This window comes from Massilia sp. P2_C2 (assembly GCF_056404615.1).
Map to the genome: position 1 here is coordinate 1 of NZ_JBFUDR010000021.1, position 24,690 is coordinate 24,690.

General features: G+C 65.1%; 22 protein-coding genes and 1 other RNA gene. 15 read left to right on the forward strand and 8 right to left on the reverse strand.

Translation table 11 applies throughout. The features are described from left to right. Nucleotides 1–181 precede the first annotated feature (181 nt). Nucleotides 182–595 carry a hypothetical protein gene (locus AC1DYX_RS04300; RefSeq protein ID WP_477256624.1) on the reverse strand — a complete coding sequence of 138 codons (414 nt, stop codon included), beginning with the start codon at nt 593–595 and terminating at the stop codon, nt 182–184. Between the two features lie 95 nt (nt 596–690). Beyond that, nucleotides 691–1,287: a glutathione S-transferase gene (locus AC1DYX_RS04305; RefSeq protein WP_477256626.1), complete on the reverse strand. Its 597-nt coding sequence runs from the start codon at nt 1,285–1,287 to the stop codon at nt 691–693. Between the two features lie 159 nt (nt 1,288–1,446). On the opposite strand from AC1DYX_RS04305, the gene AC1DYX_RS04310 reads away from it, so the two are divergent. Together AC1DYX_RS04310 and AC1DYX_RS04315 are read left to right on the forward strand one after the other, a co-directional pair. After that, entirely contained in the window at nt 1,447–2,616 is a 1,170-nt protein-coding gene (locus AC1DYX_RS04310; RefSeq protein WP_477256628.1) for an acyltransferase family protein, read from the forward strand. A 48-nt stretch (nt 2,617–2,664) separates the two neighbouring features. After that, nucleotides 2,665–3,549 carry a dienelactone hydrolase family protein gene (locus tag AC1DYX_RS04315; protein ID WP_477256630.1) on the forward strand — a complete coding sequence of 295 codons (885 nt, stop codon included), beginning with the start codon at nt 2,665–2,667 and terminating at the stop codon, nt 3,547–3,549. Between the two features lie 241 nt (nt 3,550–3,790). Here the strand turns inward: AC1DYX_RS04315 and rpoH are convergent, their stop codons facing one another. The 4 genes from rpoH to ftsY all read right to left on the reverse strand — a co-directional run bounded on the left by rpoH (nt 3,791) and on the right by ftsY (nt 7,899). Next, a complete protein-coding gene (gene rpoH / locus AC1DYX_RS04320; RefSeq protein ID WP_477256632.1) occupies nt 3,791–4,681 on the reverse strand; it encodes an RNA polymerase sigma factor RpoH in 891 nt (296 codons plus the stop codon). Between the two features lie 443 nt (nt 4,682–5,124). Next, nucleotides 5,125–6,045: a permease-like cell division protein FtsX gene (gene ftsX, locus AC1DYX_RS04325; RefSeq protein WP_477256634.1), complete on the reverse strand. Its 921-nt coding sequence runs from the start codon at nt 6,043–6,045 to the stop codon at nt 5,125–5,127. Beyond that, on the reverse strand, nt 6,042–6,707 hold the full coding sequence (locus AC1DYX_RS04330; RefSeq protein ID WP_477256636.1) for a cell division ATP-binding protein FtsE: 666 nt from the start codon (nt 6,705–6,707) through the stop codon (nt 6,042–6,044). The genes ftsX and AC1DYX_RS04330 overlap by 4 nt, the downstream gene beginning before the upstream one ends. Nucleotides 6,708–6,714: 7 nt before the next feature. Then, nucleotides 6,715–7,899, reverse strand: coding sequence for a signal recognition particle-docking protein FtsY (gene ftsY / locus AC1DYX_RS04335; RefSeq protein WP_477256638.1), 1,185 nt, complete (start codon nt 7,897–7,899; stop codon nt 6,715–6,717). A 332-nt stretch (nt 7,900–8,231) separates the two neighbouring features. On the opposite strand from ftsY, the gene AC1DYX_RS04340 reads away from it, so the two are divergent. Next, a complete protein-coding gene (locus AC1DYX_RS04340; RefSeq protein WP_477256640.1) occupies nt 8,232–8,933 on the forward strand; it encodes a YjjG family noncanonical pyrimidine nucleotidase in 702 nt (233 codons plus the stop codon). Between the two features lie 9 nt (nt 8,934–8,942). Here the strand turns inward: AC1DYX_RS04340 and AC1DYX_RS04345 are convergent, their stop codons facing one another. Then, nucleotides 8,943–10,643 (reverse strand): thiamine pyrophosphate-binding protein, encoded by a 1,701-nt coding sequence (locus AC1DYX_RS04345; RefSeq protein WP_477256642.1) that lies wholly within the window; start codon nt 10,641–10,643, stop codon nt 8,943–8,945. Between the two features lie 140 nt (nt 10,644–10,783). Between AC1DYX_RS04345 and rnpB the strand changes: the two genes are divergently transcribed. The 5 genes from rnpB to AC1DYX_RS04370 all read left to right on the forward strand — a co-directional run bounded on the left by rnpB (nt 10,784) and on the right by AC1DYX_RS04370 (nt 15,683). Then, nucleotides 10,784–11,123, forward strand: an RNA gene (rnpB, locus tag AC1DYX_RS04350) — RNase P RNA component class A. Nucleotides 11,124–11,150: 27 nt separating this feature from the next. Then, nucleotides 11,151–12,644, forward strand: coding sequence for a glycerol kinase GlpK (gene glpK / locus AC1DYX_RS04355; protein ID WP_477256644.1), 1,494 nt, complete (start codon nt 11,151–11,153; stop codon nt 12,642–12,644). Nucleotides 12,645–12,717: 73 nt separating this feature from the next. Continuing rightward, nucleotides 12,718–13,230, forward strand: a complete 513-nt coding sequence (locus AC1DYX_RS04360; protein WP_477256647.1) for a hypothetical protein — start codon at nt 12,718–12,720, stop codon at nt 13,228–13,230. A gap of 148 nt (nt 13,231–13,378) precedes the next feature. Beyond that, nucleotides 13,379–13,795 (forward strand): hypothetical protein, encoded by a 417-nt coding sequence (locus tag AC1DYX_RS04365; RefSeq protein WP_477256649.1) that lies wholly within the window; start codon nt 13,379–13,381, stop codon nt 13,793–13,795. Between the two features lie 241 nt (nt 13,796–14,036). Beyond that, nucleotides 14,037–15,683: an outer membrane protein assembly factor BamB family protein gene (locus AC1DYX_RS04370; RefSeq protein ID WP_477256651.1), complete on the forward strand. Its 1,647-nt coding sequence runs from the start codon at nt 14,037–14,039 to the stop codon at nt 15,681–15,683. Nucleotides 15,684–15,710: 27 nt separating this feature from the next. On the opposite strand, the gene AC1DYX_RS04375 is transcribed toward AC1DYX_RS04370, so the two are convergent. Continuing rightward, nucleotides 15,711–16,670: an AAA family ATPase gene (locus tag AC1DYX_RS04375; RefSeq protein WP_477256653.1), complete on the reverse strand. Its 960-nt coding sequence runs from the start codon at nt 16,668–16,670 to the stop codon at nt 15,711–15,713. A gap of 480 nt (nt 16,671–17,150) precedes the next feature. Between AC1DYX_RS04375 and mraZ the strand changes: the two genes are divergently transcribed. Genes mraZ through mraY form a run of 7 tightly spaced genes read left to right on the forward strand, consistent with a single transcriptional unit; the run spans nt 17,151 to nt 24,685 of the window. Next, the gene (mraZ, locus tag AC1DYX_RS04380; protein WP_477256655.1) at nt 17,151–17,579 is read left to right on the forward strand and encodes a division/cell wall cluster transcriptional repressor MraZ; all 429 of its coding nucleotides are present in this window, start codon (nt 17,151–17,153) and stop codon (nt 17,577–17,579) included. Between the two features lie 8 nt (nt 17,580–17,587). Continuing rightward, nucleotides 17,588–18,547, forward strand: coding sequence for a 16S rRNA (cytosine(1402)-N(4))-methyltransferase RsmH (gene rsmH / locus AC1DYX_RS04385; protein ID WP_477256657.1), 960 nt, complete (start codon nt 17,588–17,590; stop codon nt 18,545–18,547). Then, a complete protein-coding gene (gene ftsL, locus AC1DYX_RS04390; RefSeq protein WP_477256659.1) occupies nt 18,544–18,816 on the forward strand; it encodes a cell division protein FtsL in 273 nt (90 codons plus the stop codon). The genes rsmH and ftsL overlap by 4 nt, the downstream gene beginning before the upstream one ends. Next, nucleotides 18,813–20,582, forward strand: coding sequence for a peptidoglycan D,D-transpeptidase FtsI family protein (locus AC1DYX_RS04395; RefSeq protein WP_477256661.1), 1,770 nt, complete (start codon nt 18,813–18,815; stop codon nt 20,580–20,582). Before ftsL ends, AC1DYX_RS04395 begins: the two co-directional genes overlap by 4 nt. Then, nucleotides 20,582–22,126: a UDP-N-acetylmuramoyl-L-alanyl-D-glutamate--2,6-diaminopimelate ligase gene (locus AC1DYX_RS04400; protein WP_477256663.1), complete on the forward strand. Its 1,545-nt coding sequence runs from the start codon at nt 20,582–20,584 to the stop codon at nt 22,124–22,126. The genes AC1DYX_RS04395 and AC1DYX_RS04400 overlap by 1 nt, the downstream gene beginning before the upstream one ends. Nucleotides 22,127–22,128: 2 nt before the next feature. After that, the gene (locus AC1DYX_RS04405; RefSeq protein ID WP_477256682.1) at nt 22,129–23,511 is read left to right on the forward strand and encodes a UDP-N-acetylmuramoyl-tripeptide--D-alanyl-D-alanine ligase; all 1,383 of its coding nucleotides are present in this window, start codon (nt 22,129–22,131) and stop codon (nt 23,509–23,511) included. A 4-nt stretch (nt 23,512–23,515) separates the two neighbouring features. Then, the gene (gene mraY, locus AC1DYX_RS04410) at nt 23,516–24,685 is read left to right on the forward strand and encodes a phospho-N-acetylmuramoyl-pentapeptide-transferase (RefSeq protein WP_477256666.1); all 1,170 of its coding nucleotides are present in this window, start codon (nt 23,516–23,518) and stop codon (nt 24,683–24,685) included. The last annotated feature ends 5 nt before the right edge of the window (nt 24,686–24,690 follow it).

Genomic DNA, 24,690 nt, shown 5'->3' on the forward strand with positions numbered 1-24,690 from the left:
GCCGACGCCTTTTCGCTGATCGTGGCGACGGCGCCGCCCGTGCCCGTGGCGATGGGCGTCTTGGCGAGCGCGAGCGGCGGTGCCAGGACGATGGACAGGATCAGCCCGCAGGCGAGGGCTTTGGCGGATGTGGTCATGGCTGGCGAAGGTAGTGGGGAATCATTGCAGGGCTCGTCCAGGTTCATTTGCGCTGGCTTGCCGTGATCTTCAGCGTGACGGGAATGACGTCGCCGGGCCGCGTGCCGGCCGCGCGCGCGGGCGGGATCGCGGAGGTGTCGAGCGTGACGCGGGCGCCGTGCAATGCTTCGGGTGTGGCCACCGGCTGGTCGGGACCGAGCGTGAATTCCTCGATGCCGTCCGGACCGTCGATGAGGAAGCGGAAGATCAGCCGTCCGGCCCAGATGCAGCGGGTATTCGCCGGGCAGCGGCTGTCGCTGAAGCTGTCGTAGGTGAGGACGAGCCCGCGCGCCAGCACGACGCTCTGTTCGGGCCGGAGCGGATAGACGGCGTCGGGCGGCGGCGGTGTGGTGCAGCCGGCCAGCAGCAGCGCGAGCGCCAGGGCAACCAGGGCGGCAAGCGGTCGCGGCAGCGTCATGGGGCGTCCTTTGTTTGCATAAAGCCAATAATAGCAAACTCGCCAGCCCGGGCCGGCGCGATTTGGCCCGGCCGTGGGATGCCGGTCGCGGCCGGTCAGACGATCGGGTAGCGGCGGAACACGGGCAATGCTTCCGCCCGCGTCGCCCAGGCCGCGAGGCGGGGAAAGTCGGCGGGCGAGACGATCTGCGGCACCATCAGCTGGATGAACGACCATGTCACCGCAGCCGTGATGGCGGCCTGGCCGAGGTCGACGATGTCGAGCGCGTCCGCTTCCCCGTCCAGCTGGCGGCAGGCGGCCAGCAATTGTTCCTGCACACGGTCGAGCCAGGGCTGGTGCTGTTTCTCGGGCGGGCGCAACTGGTATTCGTAGACGACCTGCGCCGTCTTTTCGCAGGCGGCCAGCGCCGGGCCGATGGCGCGCAGGGCTTGCGCGCGCGGGGCAGGGGCGCCCGGCAGCAGGGAGCGGCCGGCCAGCGCCTCGGCATACTCGATGATCAGCGTGGAATCGATCAGCACCGTCCCGTCGTTCAGTACGAGCGTCGGCGCCTTGACCACCGGATTGATGGCGGCAAAGGCATTGAAGTTGCGGAACACCGACAACGCCTTGTGTTCGAACGGGATGTCGAGCAGGTCCAGCGTGATGGCGACGCGGCGGACGAAGGGCGAATCGAGCATGCCGATGAGTTGCATGGGGTCTCCTGGTGGGTGCGATGGCCTTTTATTCTATTGCCTTTGCGGCAATGATGCAGGCCATGCATCGTGACTTGACGGCACGGGCGGCGCAGCCGATATTTGAAATCGTTTTCATAACCGGGCAACGAGGGGGAGAGGATGGGTGACGTGGTAAGAATGGCGCGGGAACGCGGGACGGATACGCGGCGGACACCGGCCGCGCAGGCGCCGCGCGTGCTGGCCGTCGACCTGTTCCGCGGCCTCGCTGTGATGGGCATGGTCATGGTCGCGTATGCGGGCGGCTGGGACCACCGTTTCACGTTCCTGACACACGCCGACTGGCGCGGGTTCGCCATCGCCGACATGATCTTCCCGGCTTTCCTGTTCTGTGCCGGCGCCGCCCTGCCGTACGCAATGCGACGGCGGGAAGCACAGGACAGGGCGGCCCTCGTCCGGCACGTGTGGCGTCGTGCCGCCGTGCTCGTCGCACTCGGCGTCCTGTTGAACCTGCTGCCCGGTTTCGACGTTGCTCACGTGCGCTTGCCGGGCATCCTGCAGCGCATCGGCCTGTGCTACGCCATCGCCGGCACCGGCTGTGTGCTGGTGGCGCGCCGCGACGGCCCGTCGGTCGCGGCGCTGGTCACGGCGCTGCTCGTCCTGCTGGCCGGTTACGCTGCGCTGCTGCTCGCATGGGACGCACCCGGCTGCGGCCGTGCCTGCTTCGATTCGGCGCATGCGCTGCCGGCCGTCGTCGACCGCGCCTTGTTCGGTGTCGCCCATTTGTGGCCGTGGGGGCGAACGGGCGACGTCGTCACCTACGATCCGGAAGGCCTCGTGTCGACGCTGGGCGCACTCGTCAACATGCTGCTCGGCGTGACGGCGTCCGTGCTGCTGATGCGCTCGCACAAGCCGGCCACACTGACGGCCCTTGCCATCGCCGGGGTGGCCTGTTTGCTGACCGGGTTCCTGCTCGATCCACTCGTACCCATGGTCAAGAAGCTGTGGACGCCGAGCTTTGCGCTCGCGTCCGGCGGATTCTCGCTGCTGGCACTGCTGATCCTGATCCGCCTCGTACCGCCCGGTACGGAGGCGCCGGCGTGGACACGGCCGGTGCTTGCGTTCGGCACGAATGCGACGCTGGCCTTCGTCGGCATCACGCTGATCGATACCGCCATGCAACTGTCTTTGGGAAGCGTTGGCAGCGGGCACGACCTGCTGGCGGACATGCTGGCCCGCCTGATCCCGGAGGCCCGGGTGGCATCGGCCGCGTATTCGGCCTTGCTGCTGGGTGTGCTCGGCGCAGGGCTCTGGCAGTTGTACCGCAGGCGGATCGTGATCCGGATCTGAAAAACCGGCGTATGCTGGCGCTCATCTCAACCGGACCGGAGAGTACAGATGACGCGTTTGACCGCAGCGGATTTCGACCCCGAGGTATTGAAATTGTTCGATGGCTATGTGCACGGACGCGTATCGCGCCGCGATTTCCTTGCGCGTGCGGGCCGTTATGCCGCCGGCGGCACAACGGCCGCCACGTTGCTGGCGCAATTATCGCCATCGTTCGCCGCGCCCCTGGTCGCGTTCGCGGACGCGCGCCTGAAGACGGCCTATGTCGACTTCCCGTCGCCGCAGGGCTACGGCAAGGTCCACGGCTACCTGGCCGAGCCGGCGCATGCGAAGGGTAAGTTGCCGACGATCCTCGTCGTGCACGAAAACCGCGGCCTGAACCCGCACATCGAGGACATCGCGCGCCGTATCGCGCTCGACGGTTATGTCGCCTTCGCCCCGGACGCGCTGTACCCGCTGGGCGGCTACCCGGGCGACGAGGACAAGGCGCGGGACCTGTTCCCCAGGCTGGATCAAACCAGGACCCGTGCCGACTTCATCGCGGCCGCCCATGCGCTGGCGACGCTGCCGCAGGGCACGGGCAAGGTCGGCGTGGTGGGCTTCTGCTACGGCGGGGGCATCGCCAATTATCTCGCGACGCAGTTGCCGGACCTGGCGGCCGCCGTGCCGTTCTACGGCATGCAGCCGCCGGCCGCGGACGCCGCGCGCATCCGTGCGCCGTTGCTGATCCACGATGCCGGCAAGGACGAACGCATCCTGGCCGGCTGGCCAGCCTACGAGGCCGCGTTGAAGGCGAACCACGTCGACTACCAGCACTTCGTCTACCCGGGCGTCGAGCATGGCTTCAACAACGACACGACGCCGCGCTACGACGAGGCTGCGGCGAAGCTGGCGTGGGGACGGACGATGGCGTTCTTCAAGACAAAGCTTGCCTAAATTCGGGGTCAGTAAATTCGGGGTCAGAGCATTTTTTTCCCGAGATTCGGGGTCAGAGCACGTTTTCTGATGTGCGAGAAAAATAGCTGTTCGCGTCGATTTGCCGGTGATGGTGGATGATGACAGGGCGGCAAAAAGGGCTCTGACCCCGAATTTTCGGAAATTTGTGCTCTGACCCCGAATTTTGCGGGCAAAACAAAAGGCACCCGCAGGTGCCTTTGTCGTTGGCCGAGAAGAGGGCTTACACGTAAGCCGACAGCGCGGTCTTCATCTTCTTCAGTGCGGCCGATTCGATCTGGCGGATGCGCTCGGCCGATACGCCGAACTCTTCGGCCAGCGTGTGCAGCGTGGCACCCGAACCGTCGTYGTTGGCCAGCCAGCGTGCTTCCACGATGCGGCGCGAACGCGGGTCCAGTTTCGACAAGGCCGTTTCCAGGCCTTCCGATTGCAGGCGAACCTTTTCTTCGCCTTCCAGGACCTTCGTCGGCTCCTGCTGGTCCGAAGACAGGTAGGCGATCGGCGAGAACTTGTCGTCTTCGTCGTCGGTCGGTGCTTCCAGTGCGATGTCGCGGCCGGACAGGCGCGTTTCCATCTCGATCACTTCCTCGCGCTTGACGTCCAGCAACTTGGCGAGATCGTCGACTTGCTGCGGCGACATGGCGTCAAGACCCTGCTTATTGCTGCGCAGGTTGAAGAACAGCTTGCGCTGCGCCTTGGTCGTTGCGACCTTGACCAGACGCCAGTTCTTCAGGATGTATTCGTGCATCTCGGCCTTGATCCAGTGCATGGCGTAGGACACCAGGCGCACGCCCTGGTTCGGGTCGAAGCGCTTGACTGCCTTCATCAGGCCGATATTGCCTTCCTGGATCAGGTCGGCGTGGGGCAGGCCATAGCCCAGGTAACCGCGCGCGATCGACACGACCAGGCGCAAGTGCGACATCACGAGTTTTTGTGCGGCGTCCAGGTCGTTCTTATCCCGCAACTGCGTAGCCAGCGAAACCTCTTCTTCGTGGGACAGCATCGGCAGGCGATTCACTGCCGAGATATAGGCATCGATATTGCCAAGATTGCCACTGAAACCCAGTCCCAGAGCACGACTGCCGGCCGGAACCAATGCGGATTGTGCGGACATAGTCACTCCCTCTGATTTAAGCTGCTGCATCGTCTCGCCATCTCCAGAGCCCCGAAGGCGCAGCTGGCTGGCTTGTGTCGGGATGCTGACGGTGCTATCAAAACCATTTCCCGCGATAGTCTGGCGTAATATTAGCACTCTCTTGAGGTGAGTGCTAGGCGCCACCATATCCCCTTGGACGGGTTTAAGCTTCATTAAAGAATTGCCTATGGGAACCGAAATCAGGGCGATTCCACTCTAGAGCAGACGCGAGTGGCTCAGTTGATTTGGGTCAAATGTGTCGCTCGTATCGATTGAATTTCATGGATGACAGATTAGGCGACGCGTGCTGCGGCTTCTGTTGGTTAGCGCACGTTGCCGTGTAGGCGCATGCCTCGCGTCCGCTGCTGGATTTGACTGGCCAGCAGCGGACGGGTTCGCGCGACGTTGAGCAGAATAAAAACTTAGTTGAGCCGCGCCAGATGCCTCTGCACCGACAACATGGCGCCAACGAGTCCGAGCCCGGCGCTGATCGCCAGCAACGCGGCCATGCCGAGCGGTGGCAGGGCGGCCAACTGGAATTCCGACGCATACAGCCGGGCGAACTCGGCGATGGCCGTGTTCAGCGGACGCAGCGCCAGCGCCACCGCCCCCAGCGCCACGGCGCCGGCACACAGGCCCAGCAGGGCACCCGTGTAGTAGAACGGGCGGTGGATGAAGTTGTCCGTCGCGCCCAGCAGTTTCGACACGGCGATTTCCTCCCGCTGCGTCAGCACTTGCAGGCGAATGGTATTGAACACGACGGCGATCACGACGACGCCCAGCGTCAGTGCGAGCAGCAACAGTGCGAGGCGCAGCACGCCCAGCAGGGCGGCCAGGCGCTTGACCCAGGCCGAATCGACCTGCACGGTGTCGACACCAGGCAGCGCGCGCATCTGTTCGGCGATGCCGTCCACGCGGGCGGCCTCGGCGCCGCTGGCGAAGCCTTCCAGCTTCATCACATAGCTGTCCGGCAACGGGTTATCGCCCAACGTGGCGATCACGTCGGAGAGGCCGCTCTTTTCCTTCAGGCTGGCCAGCGCCTGCTCGCGCGGCACGAAGCTGACTTTCGCATGGCTCCCGTGCAGGATGCGCTGCAGTTGCGGGGCCAGCGCCTGTGCCTGCTCGCGCGGCGTGTCGGTCTTGAGGAACAGGCTGATTTCCGGATCGACGGACAATTCTTCCGACAGGGGCCGGACGTTGTCGAGCAGGGTGACGCCGGCGAAGGGCAGGGCCAGCGCGACGGCGACGACGAGCACGTTGAACAGGAAGCTGCCGGGCGCCTTGCGCACGTGGGACAACGCTGCGCCGAGCGCAAAGCGGTGCTGGCGGAACCAGATGTTCATGCGGCACCTCCCACCACCTGGCCATGTTCGAGACGGATCACGCGCGCGGCGCTGTCCAGGATGTCTTCGTCATGGGTCGAGATGACGCACGTCACGCCGACCGAGTGGAAGGCGTGCAGCGCGTCGATGWCCTTGTCGGCGGCGGCGCGGTCGAGATTCGCGGTCGGCTCGTCGGCCAGGATGATCTGCGGACGGTTGACGATGGCGCGGGCGATCGCCACGCGCTGCTGTTCGCCACCCGACAATTCCATCGGCAGCGCCAGGGCGCGGTCGAGCAGGTCGACCTTGTCCAGCGCCGCGCGGGCGCGCTGCTCGGCCTGCGCCTTGGGCGCGCCGGTGACGATCAGCGGCAGCATCACGTTGGCCAGCAGGTGGCGGTCGTTCAGCAGGCGCTGGTTCTGGAAGATCAGGCCGAGGTTGCGGCGCAGGAAAGGCACGCCCGCCCTGCGGAGGCGGCCGACGTCCTGCCCGTTCACGATCACGCGGCCGGACGTGGGGCGTTCGATCGCGGCGACCATTTTCATCAGGGTGGACTTGCCGGCGCCGGACGGGCCGGCCAGGTACACCAGCTCGCCCTTGGCAATGTTCAGCGACACGTCGGCGAGCGCCAGCGTGTCGGCGGAATCCGAGTACTTCTTCGAGACGGACTGGAATTCGATCATCGCGCGTTTATCCCAGCAGCGCCTCGGCGAATTCGTCGGCGCTGAAGGGTTGCAGGTCCTCCAGCTTTTCGCCCACGCCGATGAAATACACCGGCACCGGGCGGGTGCGTGCGATGGCGGCCAGGATGCCGCCCTTGGCCGTGCCGTCCAGCTTCGTGATCACGAGGCCGGTCAGCTGCAGCGCGTCGTCGAACGCCTTCACCTGGGCGAGGGCGTTCTGGCCCGTATTGCCGTCGATGACGAGCACGACTTCATGCGGCGCGTCTTCCATGCCCTTGCCGATCACGCGCTTGATCTTCTTGAGTTCTTCCATCAGGTGCAGCTGCGTGGGCAGGCGGCCCGCGGTGTCGACCATGACGACGTCCACGCCGCGCGCCTTGCCGGACTGGACAGCGTCGAACGCGACGGCCGCCGGGTCGCCGGACTGCTGCGAGATCACGGTGACGTTGTTTCTCTGGCCCCAGACCATCAGCTGTTCGCGCGCGGCGGCGCGGAACGTGTCGCCGGCGGCCAGCAGCACGGACTGCTCGTGGTGCTGCATGTGCTTGGCCAGCTTGCCGATGGTCGTCGTCTTGCCGGCGCCGTTGACGCCCGCGATCATCATCACGAGCGGCTCGTGGCGGCCCAGTTCGAGCGGTTTTTCCAGCGGACGCAGCAGGTCGACCAGCAGCGACTTCAGCGCCACCTTGACGGCGGCGGCGTCCAGCAGTTTTTCTTCCTTGACCTTGCGCCGCAGGTTGTCCAGCAGGTATTGCGTGGCATCCATGCCGGCGTCGGACATCAGCAGCGCGGATTCGAGTTCCTCGTACAGGTCTTCGTCGATGCGCGCGCCGACGAACAGCAGCGACAGATTGCTCGACGTCTTGGAGAGGCCGGCCTTCAGGCGCGACATCCAGGAGCGCCTGGCTTCCGCCGCGCTGACGGGACGTTCGGCCGTCTCGGGGAACAGCTGGCCTTCGTAGGCGGACGGGGCGGCGGCATCGAGCGGGGCGGGGACGTCGATGTCGGTCTCGGGCGCGACCGGCGCGTCCTCGCCGCTGCCGAACAGGCGGCGCAGGAAACCCGGCTGCTCGGCCTGTTGCTCGGCCGGCGCGTCGGCCGTCGACGGGGTGGCAACTGAAGCGGGCGCTGCGGGTTCGACCGCAGCCGGCGTCTCGGCTTCAGGTTTTTTCTTTTTGAAGAAACTAAACATTGTGTATTCGGGAGGGCGGCGGATGGGCCGGATAGGGTCGCGCGTATTCTACCAGAGCGGGGCCGGTTCTCCTTGCTGAGTAACCGGAAAGCAATCCGGGGCTTCCGTCGCATGGTTACATGAGGGCCTCGACAGCAACCTCGGCACATAAACGCTGCCGCTGGTATCCTGTCGTTTCCGAAGGACTACCTTCGCCGTTCCGGTGTCGCCGGCGAGACGCAAACGTCACGCGTGGGCACGGGGTGCCCACCCTACGTAATATGAACATCGTAGGGTGGGCACCCCTGTGCCCACGCGGATGCCAGCGCATTCGCCAGCGCATCCCTTGCATCATGAAACATAGACTTTTTCTTTTCGACCTCGACGACACCCTGCTCGATTTCAAGGCGTCCGAACAAAGTTCGTTCGACCGCACGCTGCGCGAACTGGGCCTGGACGCGATCCCGGAAGGGTTGTTCGCCCGCTACCAGGCCGTCAATACGGCCCTGTGGAAGAGCTTCGAGCAGGGCACCGTGTCCAAGGATTTCCTGAAAGTGGAACGGTTCCGCAAGACCTTCGCCGCGACGGGCCTCGACCTCGATCCGGAAAGCGCGAGCCGCCTGTATCTCGAATCGCTGTCCGAGGCCGTCGTCCTCATCGACGGCGCGCGCGAGTTGTGCGCCACCCTGGCCGCCGTCGGCGAAGTGGGCATCATCACCAACGGCGTCGAGCAGATCCAGCACCGCCGCATCGTGAGTGCGGGATTGCACGAACACGTGTCGTTCGTGGCCACGTCCGAAGCGTGTGGCTACGCCAAGCCGGACAGCCGCTTCTTCGACTACACGGTGAAAATGGCGCGTGCGTTTTCTCACGCGGAAACGGTCATCGTCGGCGACCGGCTCGACGCCGACATCCTCGGCGCCAACCGGTTCGGCATCGAAAGCTGCTGGTTCAATCCGGCCGGTCTCGCCAACGACACGCAGGCGCTGCCCACCTTCGAGGTGGCGCGGCTGCACGACGTCGTTGCCGCATTGCGCGGCCTCGTCGCCGCGTGAACCGGAGAGTCAGCCGGCCCTGGCCGCCTGCGCGTTGCGGCGGATCGTGTCCAGCGTGGCGTTCGGCGTGATCAGGTTGCCGTCGTAGCGCAGTTCGATCAGCGCCGGCAATTTTTGCGTGCGCGTGAACTCGATGGCGCGGGCGAGGGCCGGGCCGAATCCGGCCGTCGTCGCCACCGCCTCGCCGTGGCCGCCGTACGCTTGCGCCAGTGCCGCGAAGTCCGGGTTGTGCAATTGCGTGCCCGAAACGCGGCCCGGATATTCGCGCTCCTGGTGCATGCGGATCGTGCCGAACATGTCGTTGTTGAATACGAGGAAGATGACGCCGGCGCCGTATTGCACGGCCGTCGCCAGTTCCTGGCCCGTCATCATGAATTCGCCGTCGCCGGCGAAGGTCACGACGGTGCGCTCCGGCCGCACGATCTTCGCGGCGACGCCGGCCGGGACGGCATATCCCATCGCGCCGCTCGTCGGCGCGAGCTGGGTGCGCATGGCGCCGTAGCGCCAGAAGCGGTGCGCCCAGGTGGCGTAGTTGCCGGCGCCGTTCGTGACGATCGTGTCGCGCGGGAGGGCCGCCTGCAGGTCCCGCACCATCTGCCACAGATCCAGCGGGGCAGCGCCGTCCTTGAAGATCGGCGGCTGTTCCTGCCAGGCGCGCAGCTCGGCCTTCGCTTGTTCCACGGTGTGGCGCCACGCGGAGGCATCGACCGGTTCCATCGCCGCCAGCATGCTCGCGGCCTGCGGCGCGCCGCTCGCGATCATCAGCTCGGCCTGATAGACGCTGCCCAGCTCTTCCGGATCCGGGTGGATGTGCACGAGGCGCTGGCGCGGCACGGGCGACGCCAGCAGCGAGTAGCCGCTCGTCGTCATCTCGCCCAGGCGCGGGCCGAAGGCGATCAATACGTCCGCTTCCTTCACGCGCGTGGCCAGCTTCGGATTGATGCCGATGCCGACGTCGCCCACGTAGTGCGGATGCTCGTTGTCCAGCAAGTCCTGGAAACGGAATGCGCAGGSGACGGGCAGCACGTTCGCCTCGGCGAATCGTTGCACGTCGGCGCACGCCTGGTCCGTCCACGTGCCGCCGCCCAGCAGAAGCAACGGTTTTTTTGCGCCGCTCAGCATCGTGCGCAGTTGCGCGATCTGGTCGGCTGACGGCGCAGCCTGCGTCGGCTGGTAGCGGCGCGTGTCGGCGACGTCGGCGCGCGCCACGAGCATGTCTTCCGGCAGTGCGAGGACGACCGGGCCCGGACGGCCGCTCGTCGCCACCTGGAACGCGCGCGCAAGATATTCGGGGATGCGTTCGGCGCGGTCGATCTGCGCCACCCACTTGGCCATCTGGCCGTACATGCGGCGGTAGTCGATTTCCTGAAACGCTTCGCGGTCCATGAAATCGGTGCCGACCTGGCCGATGAACAGGATCATCGGCGTGGAATCCTGGTACGCGGTGTGCACGCCGATGGAGGCATTGGTCGCTCCGGGGCCGCGTGTGACGAAGCAGATGCCGGGCTTGCCCGTCAGCTTGCCGTAGGCCTCGGCCATGAACGCCGCGCCGCCTTCCTGGCGGTTGATGACGAAGCGGATGTTCGAGTCGTGCAGCGCGTCCAGCACGTCGAGATAGCTTTCGCCGGGCACGCCGAAGGCGGTGTCCACGCCGTGGACCTGGAGCGCATCGACCAGGATCTGGCCGCCGCTGCGGGAAGGGTGCGTCATGGTGAGGTCGTCCTTATCAACATGGAATCCGGGCATTCTAGGGGAGGCGGTCACGGCTGGCTTTTGAAATAGCGACACGACATTTCACAAAAGGCAGCGAAACAGACTGTACGTCCAGCATCGGTTAAAATGATGCCCGTGAAGCAGGCCAGACAGCCGCTGGTCCACGCCGCAAGGTCGTGGGCGGGAGGAAGGTCCGGACTCCATAGAGCAGGGTGACGGTTAACGGCCGTCCGCCGAAAGCCGGGCGCAAGCCGGGTATAAGGCGAGGAATAGGGCCACAGAGACGAGCGTATTCAGTTACGGTGAAACGCGGTAACCTCCACCTGGAGCAATTCCAAATAGGCACGCGTTGAGGTTGCTCGCGGAGCGTGCGGGTAGGAAGCTTGAGCGCCGGAGTAATTCGGCGCCTAGAGGAATGGCTGTCATAGCGTCCGCAAGGGCGTTACACAGAATCCGGCCTATCGGCCTGCTTTACACATTATTCAGGGCCCCGGGGAGATGACGATGACCTACATCCTTGCCCTCGACCAGGGCACCACGAGCTCGCGCGCCATCCTGTTCGATCGCCAGGGCCAGGTCGTGCGCATCGCCCAGCAGGAATTTCCCCAGCATTTTCCGCGGCCCGGCTGGGTCGAGCACGACCCGCTCGACATCTGGCACAGCCAGCTCGCCTGCGCGCGCGAGGTGCTGCGCGAGGCCGGCGTCGATGCGGCCGACGTGGCCGCGATCGGCATCGCCAACCAGCGCGAAACGACGGTCGTGTGGGACCGCCGCACGGGCGAGCCGCTGTGCCACGCCATCGTCTGGCAGGACCGGCGCACGGCGGAACTCTGCGACGACCTGCGCGCGGCCGGCAAGGCCTCCCTCATCCAGCGCAAGACCGGTCTCGAACTGGACGCCTATTTTTCCGCGACCAAGCTGCAATGGCTGCTGACCAATGTGCCGGGCGCACGCACGCGGGCGGAGCGCGGCGATCTCGCCTTCGGCACCGTCGACAGCTGGCTCACGTACAAGCTGACGGGGCGCCACGTCACGGATACGAGCAATGCCGCGCGCACGATGCTCTTCAATATCAACAGCCTGCGCTGGGACCCGGAATTGCTGGCCCTGTTCGACGTGCCGGCCTCGATGTTGCCGGAAGTCGTGCCCAGTTCCGGCATCGTCGCCGAGTCCGATCCGTCGTGGTTCGGGCGCGCCATCCCCATCGCGGGCATCGCCGGCGACCAGCAGGCCGCCACGTTCGGCCAGGCCTGCCACAGGCGCGGCATGGTCAAGAATACGTATGGCACCGGTTGCTTCATGCTGATGCATGCGGGGAACGTGCCGCCCGCTTCGCACAACCGGCTGCTGGCCACCGTCGGCTGGACCCTCGACACCCACACGGATTACCTGCTCGAAGGCAGCGTGTTCATGGGCGGCGCCACCGTGCAATGGCTGCGCGACGGCCTGGGCATCATCAAGCAGTCGTCCGACGTCGAGGCGCTCGCGCTGTCGGTGCCGGACTGCGGTGGGGTGATGCTCGTGCCGGCCTTCGTCGGCCTGGGCGCGCCGCATTGGGACGCGTATGCGCGCGGCACCATCGTCGGCATGACGCGTGGCACGACGGCCGCCCACATCGCGCGCGCCGCCGTCGAGGCCATCGCCTACCAGAGCGCGGAACTGCTGGCCGCCATGCAGAAGGATGCCGACTGCGCCGTGCACGAAGTGCGCGCGGACGGCGGCGCCGCGCGCAACGACCTCCTGATGCAATTCCAGGCCGACCTGCTGGGCGTGCCCGTCGTGCGGCCGCAGGTGACGGAGACGACTGCCCTCGGCGCCGCCTGCCTGGCCGGGCTGGCCGTCGGCTTCTGGTCGTCGCGCGAGGAGATATCGGCCCGCTGGCGCAGCGAGCGAAGGTTCGAACCGCAACTGCCGGCCGCACGGCGCGACGAGATGATGGCGCGCTGGGCACGCGCGGTCGCGCATGCACGCGCGTGGGCCGTGCCGGAACATCACTGACGCTCTCGTGCGGCCGCGCCGGCGCGGATGGGGCAGAATCGGCTCGACATCGCTCATTCGACCGGAGGCGCCTTTGAAATTCCTGAAGGGATTCTTTTCGACCGCGCACGCGCTGCTGGGGATGTTGTTCGTGCTCGTCTCCGTGCTGCTCACGGTGCTGGCCATCAAGACCGGCTGGATCGCCATCGGTGCCATCGGCGGCGATGGCGACAAGAGCGCCGAAATGGCCATCGAGGCGATCGGCCTGCTGGCCATCGCCGTCGTCTCGCTGCAGATCGCCCAGACCATCACCGAGGAAGAAGTCGTGCGCGACGCCCACATCAGCGCGCCCACGCGGGTACGCCGCTACCTGTCGCGGTTCATGGTCGTCGTCGTCGTGGCGCTCTCGATCGAGGGCCTGGTCGGCACGTTCAAGGCCTTGCACGAGGAACCGGAACTGTTGCCGCATGCGGCGTCCGTCTTCGCCGCGGCCGGAGTACTGCTGTCCGGCTGGGGTGTGTTCATCCGTCTCAACAAGGCGGCGGAAGAACTGGAGCCGGAAGCGATGGAAGCGGCCAAGAGCGAAGATGCCAAGGTGGACGAATGACCAATATTGCTGGCGATGTGATCAATGTGAAATTGTGAGAGCTTCTCGTTCACTTATGTCGATATACTGATGGCAAGGTTTTTTACTTTTAATTATCACGGGTGCCGATCGCGCTGTCTGTTGCATAGCCCGGTTTATCGAGAGTTTTATGTTTGTTGGGCAAATCACCCTTCCTGAGAATGCCGATTTCGAATGCCTACTGGGCCAGGTGCTGGCGTGGTGGCCGGAAGAACTGGCCGGCGACGCCGCCGCCGACGCCGGTGCACGGCAATCGTCGGTGACCCGGCTGTATGAAACGAGCATTGCGCCGCTGGCGATCCAGTCGGCCAGCATGCTGCTCGTGCAGCTCGACTGGGTCCTGTACGGGATCGTCATCGATCTGTCGCGCAAGGTCTCCCGCGTGCGCATCAAGGACATCCGCCCGCAACTCGTCAAGGACAGATTCCACTCATTGCTGAGGCATACCGCGCTGCCCCAACTGCTCGGCGAAAAGGAGTGGGATGGCTCGTTCGAGCGGGACGAACTCGTGAATTATTTGCGGGCTGAGGAAATGGCCGCCGTTTGAAAAACAGCCTGCTCAGCTGAACCGGTGGCTCTCGTGGCGACCCGGGGTGGATAAAAAGTGGCTCTCCGTTAATAAATATATCAAAAGTGACAATCGGAGAGTTTGTACATACTGCGTTCATGGCATGATGCGCGGTTCTGTGCCGGTCTATCGATCGCGCACCGGAATCCACATAACAATCGCACGCGCCGCAATGGCGCCGTGCATGCAAACGGGCCGCCACACGGCCACTAGGGAAATCATGAAAAAGACAATGGGACTGGCCCTGCGCGGCCGGACCACAATCAGCCTCGCCTGCCTGGTCTTGACGGCTTGCGGCGGTGGCAGCGGGGGCGGGAGCTCCGGCACCAACAACAATAATGGCGGCACGACGCCTCCTCCACCCGTGGCAACCACGCCGGAAGTCAAGCTGCTGTCCGGCACCGTCACGCGTTTCGCGGCCCAGAGCAGCAGCGTGGCCTTCGAGGTGCAGATCAAGCCGAATTTCACGCCGACGGGAACGCTGTTCGTCAACGCCAGCGACAAGGCCGGCGTGATCGGCCAGCAGGTCGGCGTGACCGCGGGCACGGACGGCAGCTATGTGCTCGCCCTGGAAACGGTCACTGATACGAAGCCTGGTCACTATACCGGCGACATCACGCTGAAGCTGTGCGCCGACCAGGCTTGCGCCACCCCGCAGGCGGTGTCTTCGATGACGGTGCCCTACGACGTGACCGTGCAGGGAGCCGGCACGGCCTGGCCGGGCGACCGCCTGACTGCGCTGACGCCCTGGACCGATGTGCCGGACTGGACTACCTTCCAGGGCAACGCCGCCCATACGGGTTATGTGCCCGTCGAGATCAAGCCGGAACAACTGCTGCCGCGCTGGAAGATGGGTGCGCTCACTCAGACCAACAACTATTATTCGGCTTACACGGCGACGCTGGTGGCTGCCGACGGCGTGTTCTATGCGGCCGGGAACAACCAGCTGATGGCGCGCAAGGAGTATGACGGCAGCACCGTCTGGTCGTACGACGTCAGCTCGATGACCTACCCATCGGTCAATCCGCCCTCGGTTGCCAACGGCATCGTTTACATGGCGGCCGGCCAGCAGCCGACGACGATGTTCGGCTTCGATGCCGCCAGCGGCGCGGTGCGATTCCGCGCGCCGATGGGTTCGCAGTGGAATTCCAGTAACCTTGCACCGGTCGCGGTGGACGATGCCGTCTACACGAACAGCGCATATAGCGGGCTGTATGGCATTTCTTCGGCCGGGGATCCGTTATTCGTTATGAATGCGAATCAGGCCTCGCTGTCGATCCCGGCCGTGGACGCCAATGCCGCCTATCTCTTCGATGGTTCGCTGCAGATCATCGACCGCAAGACGGGGAAGGTGTTGAGCACTGCGCGCGATGGCAGCAATACCTATACTTACCAGGCGAGCGGTGCACCCGTGCTGGGTGCCCCCGGCAGCCTGTTCGTTGCGCGTTACGGCAATGCGGTGACGTACGGCGGCACCAATGGCAATGAACTGCTCCGGTTCAACATCGCTAAAAGCTATGTCGACTGGCGCATCCCGGGCAACTACCCGCTGACGCCGGCTTATGCTTCCGGTGTCGTGTACGCGCCGAACACCAATCCGTACCGGATCGAAGCCCGGGCCGAGGCCGACGGCGCGCTGCAATGGTCCTGGACGCCGCCGCAAGCCGCGGAAACGGGCTGGGTGGCCGAGCCGCTCGTCACGAAGAACCTGTTGTTCGTCAGCACCAACGTGGCGACCTATGCCATCGACCTGCGCACCCACAAGACGGTGTGGAGCTATCCGGCCGGAGGCAAGCTGGCGCTGACCCGCAGCGGCGTCCTGTACATCCAGAATGCCGAGGCAACGGTGGCGTTCAACGTGAAGTAAGCCAGCCGGGGCGGCGTCGGGACAGGTTCAAAACCCGATCCGCCCCTTGCCCGGCGTCGTCTTGACCCGGATATCCCCGGCCAGGACGTGCACCCGCCCATCGGCCACCGCATAGCCGAGCCCATCGAGCAGGGTCTTGCGCAAATCGCGCGGCGACACGCCCGCCAGCCTGTCCAGCACCACATCCCCCAGCAACGGATCGAACGCCGTCAGGTTCAGTTCGCGCAGCAGGCCGGTATACATGCGCTGCGCGATGCCGGCCGCCTGTTCCGGCGTCGGCGCGGGCACTTCGTATACGGCCATCCGGTTCAGCAGCGGGTGCGGGATGCCTTCGGTGGAGTTGGCCGTGAGCACCCAGAAGATTTGCGAGGCGTCGATGTCGACGTCGATGAATTCGTCGCGGAACGCGCAGGCCGTTTCCGGTTCCAGCAGTTGATACAGCGCCGCGAGCGGGTCGGATTGCGAGGAACCCGTCGCCTTTTCGACCTCGTCCAGCACGATCACCGGGTTGGCGAACTGGCCGCGCACGAGGCGTTCGGCCACCTTGCCGCACTTGGCGCCGCGCCAGCTGGCCGAGCTGCCCGTGATGACGAAGCCGGCCGACAGGGCATTCATGCTGATCAGTTCGCAGTCCGTCTGCATGACTCTCGCCAGGCGCTTGGCGAAGTGGGTCTTGCCGACGCCCGGGCCGCCCAGCAGCAGGATCGGCATGACGTTGAATCCCTTGTCGCCCGCGTGGGCCAGGCGCAGGTAGCGCGCCAGGTCGTCCAGCACTTCATCGAAATTGGGACATTCCTCGAACAGCGGGTCGAGGGCCTCGATGGAAGAGGGTGTGGTGACGAAACGTTCGGCGCCGGTCTCGAGCATGCGTTCGTAGAAGACGTCGAGTTCGGGCGAGCGTCCGCGGCTGCGGTCCAGCGCGTCCTGTACGTCGTTGAGGTCGTAGACGGTGCGCGTCCTGGCCAATGTGATAGGCGTGCTGCTCACAATGCTTCTCCTGCGCGGTAGTACGGACTCACTTATAATGCCGGCTCCCCCAAAAAAAACCGCCAAGCGAGCCGGAAACGGCCGGGTGAATGCCTTGTCCCTATCCTAAACCGCCGCGCTGCGATCCGCAATTTTCTCCCATGCGCGCGCGTTGCCATAAAGCAGCTTTCCCATAGTAAATACTTGCTCTAAATCAATGGTAAAACACATGTGTGCAGATGAGGTAGCACATGCATAGTGAGACCTAAGTCTCTAATTTTGCTCAACATTTTTACTTGAGGTTCCGTCAAGTAAGTTCGCTAAGTCATTGGTTTCATTAGCAATTTTCGCGTTTTCTAAACGTGAATTCGCTTGACCACAGACAACGCTTCCTCTAAAGTGGGAAATGGTGGCAAAAAGTGCAGTTTTGTGGGAGGCCGGTGGGTCTCCCGGCGCCTAAAAAACAATCAGACTGATAACTCTCCAAAACTAGGTACAAACGTGTTTCAGGGCGCGTCAGCGATCAATCTCGATGCAAAAGGACGGCTGTCAATACCGGCCAAGCATCGCGACGCCTTGATGCAGCAATGTGAAGGCCGTATGACGCTCACGAAACACCCGCATGGTTGCCTGTTGTTTTTCCCGCGCCCGGTGTGGGAAGAACATCGCGAACAGATCGCCGCCTGGCCGATGTCGGCAAGGGCGTGGCAACGCATTTTCCTGGGGAACGCCTGCGATGTCGAGATGGATGGCGCGGGTCGGGTGCTTGTTTCGCCCGAGCTGCGCAATGCGGTTGGTTTGGAGAAAGAGGTGATGATGCTCGGGATGGGTAGTCATTTCGAGATCTGGGACGCCGCCAAGCTGGCAGAAAACGAGGCCGAAGCCGTCGCGGGCGGCATGCCCGACGTCCTTTCCAATTTCTCCTTTTAAGGCGCCGCATGAATGTGACTCAGCCGGTGCCCGGTTTGCAGCATCGCACGGTGCTGCTGGATGAAGCAGTCGATGCCCTCGCCCTCAAAGGCGGGCGCGCTGCCGGTACTTATATAGATGGCACGTTCGGCCGCGGCGGTCACAGCCGGCTGATCCTGTCGAAGCTGGCGCCCACGGGGCGCCTGATCGGYTTCGACAAGGATCCCCAGGCGATCGCGACGGCCGAACAGTTGAACGATCCGCGTTTTTCGATCGTGCACGACAGCTTCGCGACGATGCGCGAAGCGTTGGCGGCACGAGGCGTGCACCAGGTCGACGGCATCCTGCTGGACCTGGGCATCTCCTCGCCGCAGGTCGACGACGCGAGCCGCGGCTTCAGCTTCCGCAACGACGGTCCTCTGGACATGCGGATGGATACGACACGGGGCATCTCCGCCGCCGCATGGCTGGCCGAGGTGCCGGAAAAACAATTGGAAAAGGTGATCAGGGACTATGGAGAAGAACGGTTTGCTTTTCAGATTGCAAAGGCGATTGCTGCTCGCAGGGCAATCGAACCAATTTCAAGCACACGACAGCTTGCCGCAGTCGTGGCAAACGCGGTCAAAACCAGGGAGAAAGGCAAGGATCCGGCAACCCGCACCTTTCAGGCTATCCGGATTTTCATCAATCAAGAGCTTGAGGACCTTGAAGCAGGTTTGAAGGCCGCTTTCGAACTGCTGGCACCCGGCGGGCGCCTGTCCGTGATCAGCTTCCATTCGCTGGAAGACCGCATGGTCAAGCAGTTCCTGGCGTCCAAGGCCAAAGTCGAGCAGCCGGATCGCCGGCTGCCGATCCGTGCCGTCGATTTGCCCCAGCCCTTGATGAAGCTGATCAGCAAGACCAAGCCCTCCGACGTCGAGGTCGAGGCCAATCCGCGTGCCCGTTCGGCGGTGCTGCGCGTGGCCGAACGCCTGGGAGGCGCCGCATGAGCGGCAAGATCAACGTCGTGCTGACCACGTTGCTGGTCGGTTGCGCGCTGTCGGTCGTGAACGCGCGCTACCAGCGCAACCACCTGATCGACAACCTCGAAAAGATGGCGACCCAGCAGCGCCAGCTCGAGATCGACTGGGCGCAGCTCCAGCTCGACCAGTCCACCCTCGGCAAGAACGAACGCATCGAACAGATCGCGCGCTCCGAGCTGAACATGGCGCCCCTGTCCCCGGCGCGCACGCAGTACCTGATGGAAGGCGGCAAATGAAGGCCGGCACCAGCGCATCCCGCGTCGCCGCCGCCAAGGGCGTGGCGTTTTCCAGGAGTCCCGTGCTGGCCGTGCGCCTGCCGGACTGGCGCTCGCGTGTCGTGCTGTTCGTGCTGTTTGCCGCGTTTTTCGCGCTGGCCGGACGCGCGCTGTGGCTGCAGGGCGTCTCCAACCAGTTCCTGCAGAAGCAGGGCGCGAGCCGCTACGAGCGCGTGCTCGAACTGCCGGCCACGCGCGGCAAGATCTTCGACCGCAACGGCATCGTGCTCGCGTCGTCGCTGCCCGTGAAGGCCGTGTGGGCGATCCCGGAGGACGTCAAGGAGTCGCCGTCGCAGAAGCTGCGTCAACTGGCGCGGCTGCTCGACATGCCGGAGGCCGACCTGCTGAAGAAKCTCGATTCCGACCGTACCTTCGTCTACCTGAAGCGCCAGGTCGAGATGGACGTGATCGCCAGGATCGAAAAGCTCGGCATCGACGGCCTCGACACGCGCAAGGAATACAAGCGCTATTATCCGCAGGGCGAGGTGATGACGCACATCGTCGGCTTCACGAACGTCGAGGACGTGGGCCAGGAAGGCATCGAACTCGCGCAGCAGAAGAACCTCGTCGGCCAGACCGGCAGCCGGCGCGTGATCAAGGACCGCCTGGGCCGCATCGTCGAGGACGTCGGCCTGTCGCGCGAGCCGCACGACGGCCGCGACCTGACGCTGTCGGTCGACTCCAAGCTGCAGTACATCGCCTTCAACAGCGTCAAGGACGCCGTCGAGAAGTTCCACGCCAGGGCCGGGGCTGCCATCGTGCTGGACGTGCACACGGGCGAGGTACTGGCGCTGGCCAACTGGCCCACGTATAACCCGAACGACCGCTCGCGCCTGACCGGCGAGCAGCTGCGCAACCGCGTCATCACCGACACGTTCGAGCCGGGTTCCACCCTGAAGCCGTTCACCGTCGCGCTGGCGCTGGACAAGGGCCTGATCAAGCCGACCACGCTGTTCGACACGGGCACCGGCCGTTACCAGACCGGCGGCCATACGATCCGCGACACGCACCCGCACGGCGTCATCGACGTCAGCACGATCATCCAGAAGTCGTCCAACATCGGCACGACCAAGATCTCGGAGCTGCTGTCGGCCCAGGAGATGTGGGAGATGTTCACCAAGGTCGGCTTCGGCCAGGCGCCGCGCTTCGGCTTCCCCGGCGCCGCGGCCGGTCGCCTGCGTCCCTACAAATCCTGGCCCATCGTCACCAAGGCCAATATGTCGTTCGGCCAGGGCATCTCGATGTCGCTGCTGCAACTGGCGCACGCCTGGCTGATCTTCGCGCGCGACGGCGACATCATCCCGTTGTCGTTCCAGAAGGTGACGGACAAGCCGGTCGGCCAGCAGATCATCTCGCCGAAGACCGCGGCCCAGGTCCGCACGATGGTCGAATCGGTGGTGAGCCCGCAGGGCACGGCACCGCAGGCCCAGGTGGCGGGCTACCGCATCGGCGGCAAGACGGGTACCGCGCAGAAGGCCATCAACGGCCACTATTCGCAGACGCACTACATCGGCAACTTCGTCGGCATCGCGCCGATGTCGAATCCGCGCTTCGTCATCGCCGTGATGATCGACGATCCGTCCGGACCATTCCACACCGGTGGCGCGGTGGCCGCGCCGACATTCGCGGCGTTGGCGGCGAACGCACTGCGGGCCGCCAACGTGCCGCCCGACTCCACGGTCACCGACATCATCATTCCAGAACATCCACTCGAGGAGAGTAATTGATGGCCGAAACGCCAAAAATCATCGAATGGATTCAGGCCGCCGCACCAGGCGGCCGTCTCGTTTCCGACTCGCGCCGCGTGCGCAGCGGCGACGTGTTCTTTGCCTATCCGGGCGAGGCCGCCGATGGCCGCCGCTTCATTCCTTCCGCCGTCGAGAACGGCGCGGCTGCTGTCGTCTACGACGGACGCGATTTCGCATTCGACGAGACGCTGGCGGTGCCGCATCTGGCCGTCGCCGACCTGAAACAGAACGCCGGTCCGATCGCGCATGCGTACTACGGCGCCCCGGATGCCGCCATGTTCACCGTCGGCGTCACGGGCACCAACGGCAAGACCTCGTGCGCGCTGTGGACGGCGCGCGCGCTCGCGTACCTGAACAAGGATGAGGAAGAGCGGACGGCCGTCATCGGCACGCTGGGCGTGGGCCTCGTGCGCGGCCGCGCCGAGCCGGAATTCGACGCGACCGGCTACACGACGCCGGACGCCGTGCTGCTGGCCTCCGAACTCGCGCGCCTGCGCGACGCGGGCGCGACGGCGCTCGCCATCGAGGTGTCGTCGATCGGCCTCGTGGAGCAGCGCACGGCCGGCATGCACTTCGACGTGGCCGTGTTCACGAATCTCACGCGCGACCACCTCGACTACCACGGCGACATGGACGCCTACGAGGCCGCGAAGCGCCAGCTGTTCGACTGGCCGGCTCTCAAGACCGCCGTCGTCAACCTGGACGACGCGGCCGGCGTGCGCATCGTGCAGCACCTGCGCGGCGCGCGTCCGCAAGTGCGGGTCATCGGCTACACCCTGCGCACGGCGGACGAACAGCCGGCGCCGGACGGCGTGGACGTGCTGCGCGCGACGAACCTGCGCAGCCGCCCGGCCGGCAGCGAATTCCACCTCGAGTCGCCGTTCGGCAGCGCCGTCGCACGCACGCACATGGTGGGTCACTTCAATGCCAGCAATGCGCTCGCCGTACTCGGTACGCTGCTCGCGAAAGGCGTGCCGCTGCGGGCCACGCTCGACGCCATCGAGACGCTGGTGCCGGCCCCCGGCCGCATGCAGCAGGTCGGCGGCCAGGATGCGCCGATGGTCGTGATCGACTACGCGCACACGCCGGACGCGCTGGAAAAGACGCTGGAAGCCTTGCGCCAGGTGGCGCAGGAGCGCGGCGGCCAACTGTGGTGCGTGTTCGGCTGCGGCGGCGACCGCGATCCGGGCAAGCGCCCGCAGATGGGCCGCATTGCGCAGATGGCCGAGCACGTGCTCGTCACCAGCGACAACCCGCGGAGCGAGGAACCGCGCGCCATCATCGACCAGATCGTGGCCGGCATGGACCGGCACCACCCGACGTCGACGACGCAGGCCATCGAGGACCGCGCCGCCGCGATCCTGTCGGCCGTGAAGCATGCCGCCAGGCCGGACGTGATCCTGCTGGCGGGGAAGGGCCATGAGCCGTACCAGGAAATCAAGGGCCGGAAGATTCCGTTTTCCGATGCCGACCATGCCGCGCTGGCCTTGAGCGCGCGGCTCACCATGATGAGGACTGTCTGATGATTCGTGGCTCGCTGGAGCAGGTTGCTTCGACCATTGATGGCGCGCACGTCACGCGCGACGCGTATTTCCAGGGCGTGTCGACCGACAGCCGGCAGCTGATGCCGGGGTCGCTGTTCGTCGCCCTGCGTGGCGAACGCTTCGATGCCCACGACTTCCTCGGCCAGGTGGTCGACAAGCCGCTGGCGGCCGTCGTCGTGGAACACCTGCCCGAACACTATCCGCTGCCGGCGCTGGTCGTGCCGGACACGCTGGCCGCGCTGGGCCGCATCGGCAACTTCTGGCGCCGCCACTTCACGATTCCCGTCATCGGCGTCACCGGCAGCAACGGCAAGACGACGGTCAAGGAAATGATCTCCGCGATCCTCATGGCGGCCTTCGGTGCGGAAGGGCGCCTGGCCACGCAGGGCAACCTGAACAACGAGATCGGCGTGCCGCTGACCGTGACGCGCCTGACGGATGCGCACAAGGCTGCCGTCGTGGAACTGGGCATGAACCACCCCGGCGAGATCGCGCGCCTGGCCGCCATCGCRGAACCGACCGTCGCCCTCGTCAACAACGCCCAGCGCGAGCACCAGGAATTCATGCACACCGTCGAAGCGGTGGCGCGCGAGAACGGCGCCGTGCTGCAGGCACTGGCGGCCGATGGCGTCGCGGTGTTCCCGGGCGACGACGAGTACACGGCGCTGTGGCGCGAGCTGGCCGGYGAGCGCAAGGTGATGACCTTCGGCCTGACGGACGCCTGCGACGTGCGTGCAAGGGTGGTGACAAGCGACACGACGAACGGCTTCGGCAGCGAACTCGCGGTCGAAGCCGGTGTCGAACGCTTCACGATCGTTCTCTCCGCCGCCGGCGTGCACAACGTCCGCAACGCACTGGCCGCGATCGCATGCGCGCTCGCGGCCGGCATTCCGGTCGACGCCGTCGTGCGCGGCCTGGAAGCGTTTGCGCCCGTCAGCGGCCGCCTGCAGCGCAAGCAGGCCGTGTGCGGCGCCACCATCATCGACGATACGTACAATGCCAACCCCGATTCCGTGCGCGCCGCCATCGATGTGCTCGCGCAGTATCCGTCGCCGCGCATCCTCGTACTCGGCGACATGGGCGAGGTTGGCACGCAGGGACCTGAGTTTCACCAGGAAATCGGTGCCTATGCCGCAAGTCGCGGCATCGACACCGTGCTCGCGACCGGCGATCTGGCACGCCACATGGCCGCATCGGGAGCGCAACACTACGAGCAGTTCGACGAATTATTGGCAGCACTGGATCAAAAACTGGGCAGCAAATCTGACGCAACTGTGTTGGTGAAGGGCTCGCGCTTCATGAAGATGGAGCGCGTGGTCCAACACCTGATCGCATCAACCAACACCGGCAAGGAAGCCCACTAGACTTATGCTGCTTTGGCTCGCACAATATTTTCAGGACTACATCGGTCCGCTGCGCGTTTTTAACTACATCACGTTCCGCGCCGTCTTCGCGACGATCACCGCCATCAGCATCGGCATGCTGTGCGGTCCCGCCGTGATCCGCAAGCTCACCGAGATGAAGGTCGGCCAGGCCGTGCGCACGTACGGTCCGCAGACCCACCTGACCAAGCACGGTACCCCGACCATGGGCGGCGTGCTCGTGCTGATCGCCATCGGCGTGTCCACCTTGCTGTGGTGCGACCTGTCGAACCGCCTGATCTGGCCGGTGCTCGTCGTGACGCTCGGCTTCGGCGCCATCGGCTGGGTCGACGACTACCGCAAGGTCGTCTATAAAGACCCGGAAGGCATGCGCTCGGGCGAAAAGTATTTCTGGATGTCGCTGATCGGCATCACCTCGTCGCTGTACCTCGCGTTCTCCGTGTCGGCCGCGACGCCGTGGGAAGTGTGGCAGCTGTTCTTCGCGTGGGTGCAGTCCGGCTTTTCGATGGACCTGCCGCCGAAGGCCGACCTGATCGTCCCGTTCTTCAAGACCATCAGCTACCCGCTGGGCGTGTGGGGCTTCATTGCGCTCACGTATTGCGTGATCGTGGGCGCCTCCAATGCCGTGAACTTCACCGATGGCCTCGACGGCCTCGCCATCATGCCGACCGTGATGGTCGGGGGCGCGCTGGGCCTGTTCGCCTACCTGACCGGTAACGCGACGTATTCGAAATACCTGTTCATCCCGCACATCCCGGGCGCCGGCGAACTGCTGATCTTCTGCGGCGCGATGGCCGGCGCGGGCCTGGCCTTCCTCTGGTATAACGCGCACCCCGCGCAGATGTTCATGGGCGACGTCGGCGCGCTGGCACTGGGCGGCGCGCTCGGCACCATCGCCGTCATCGTGCGCCAGGAGATCGTCCTGTTCATCATGGGCGGCGTGTTCGTCGCCGAGACGCTGTCCGTGATCATCCAGGTCAGCTGGTTCAAGTACACGAAGCGGAAGTATGGCCAGGGACGCCGCGTCTTCCTGATGGCGCCGCTGCACCACCATTTCGAACAGAAGGGCTGGAAAGAGACCAAGGTCGTCGTGCGTTTCTGGATCGTGACGATGATCCTGGTCCTTGTTGGCTTCTCCACCCTGAAACTGCGCTGATAACG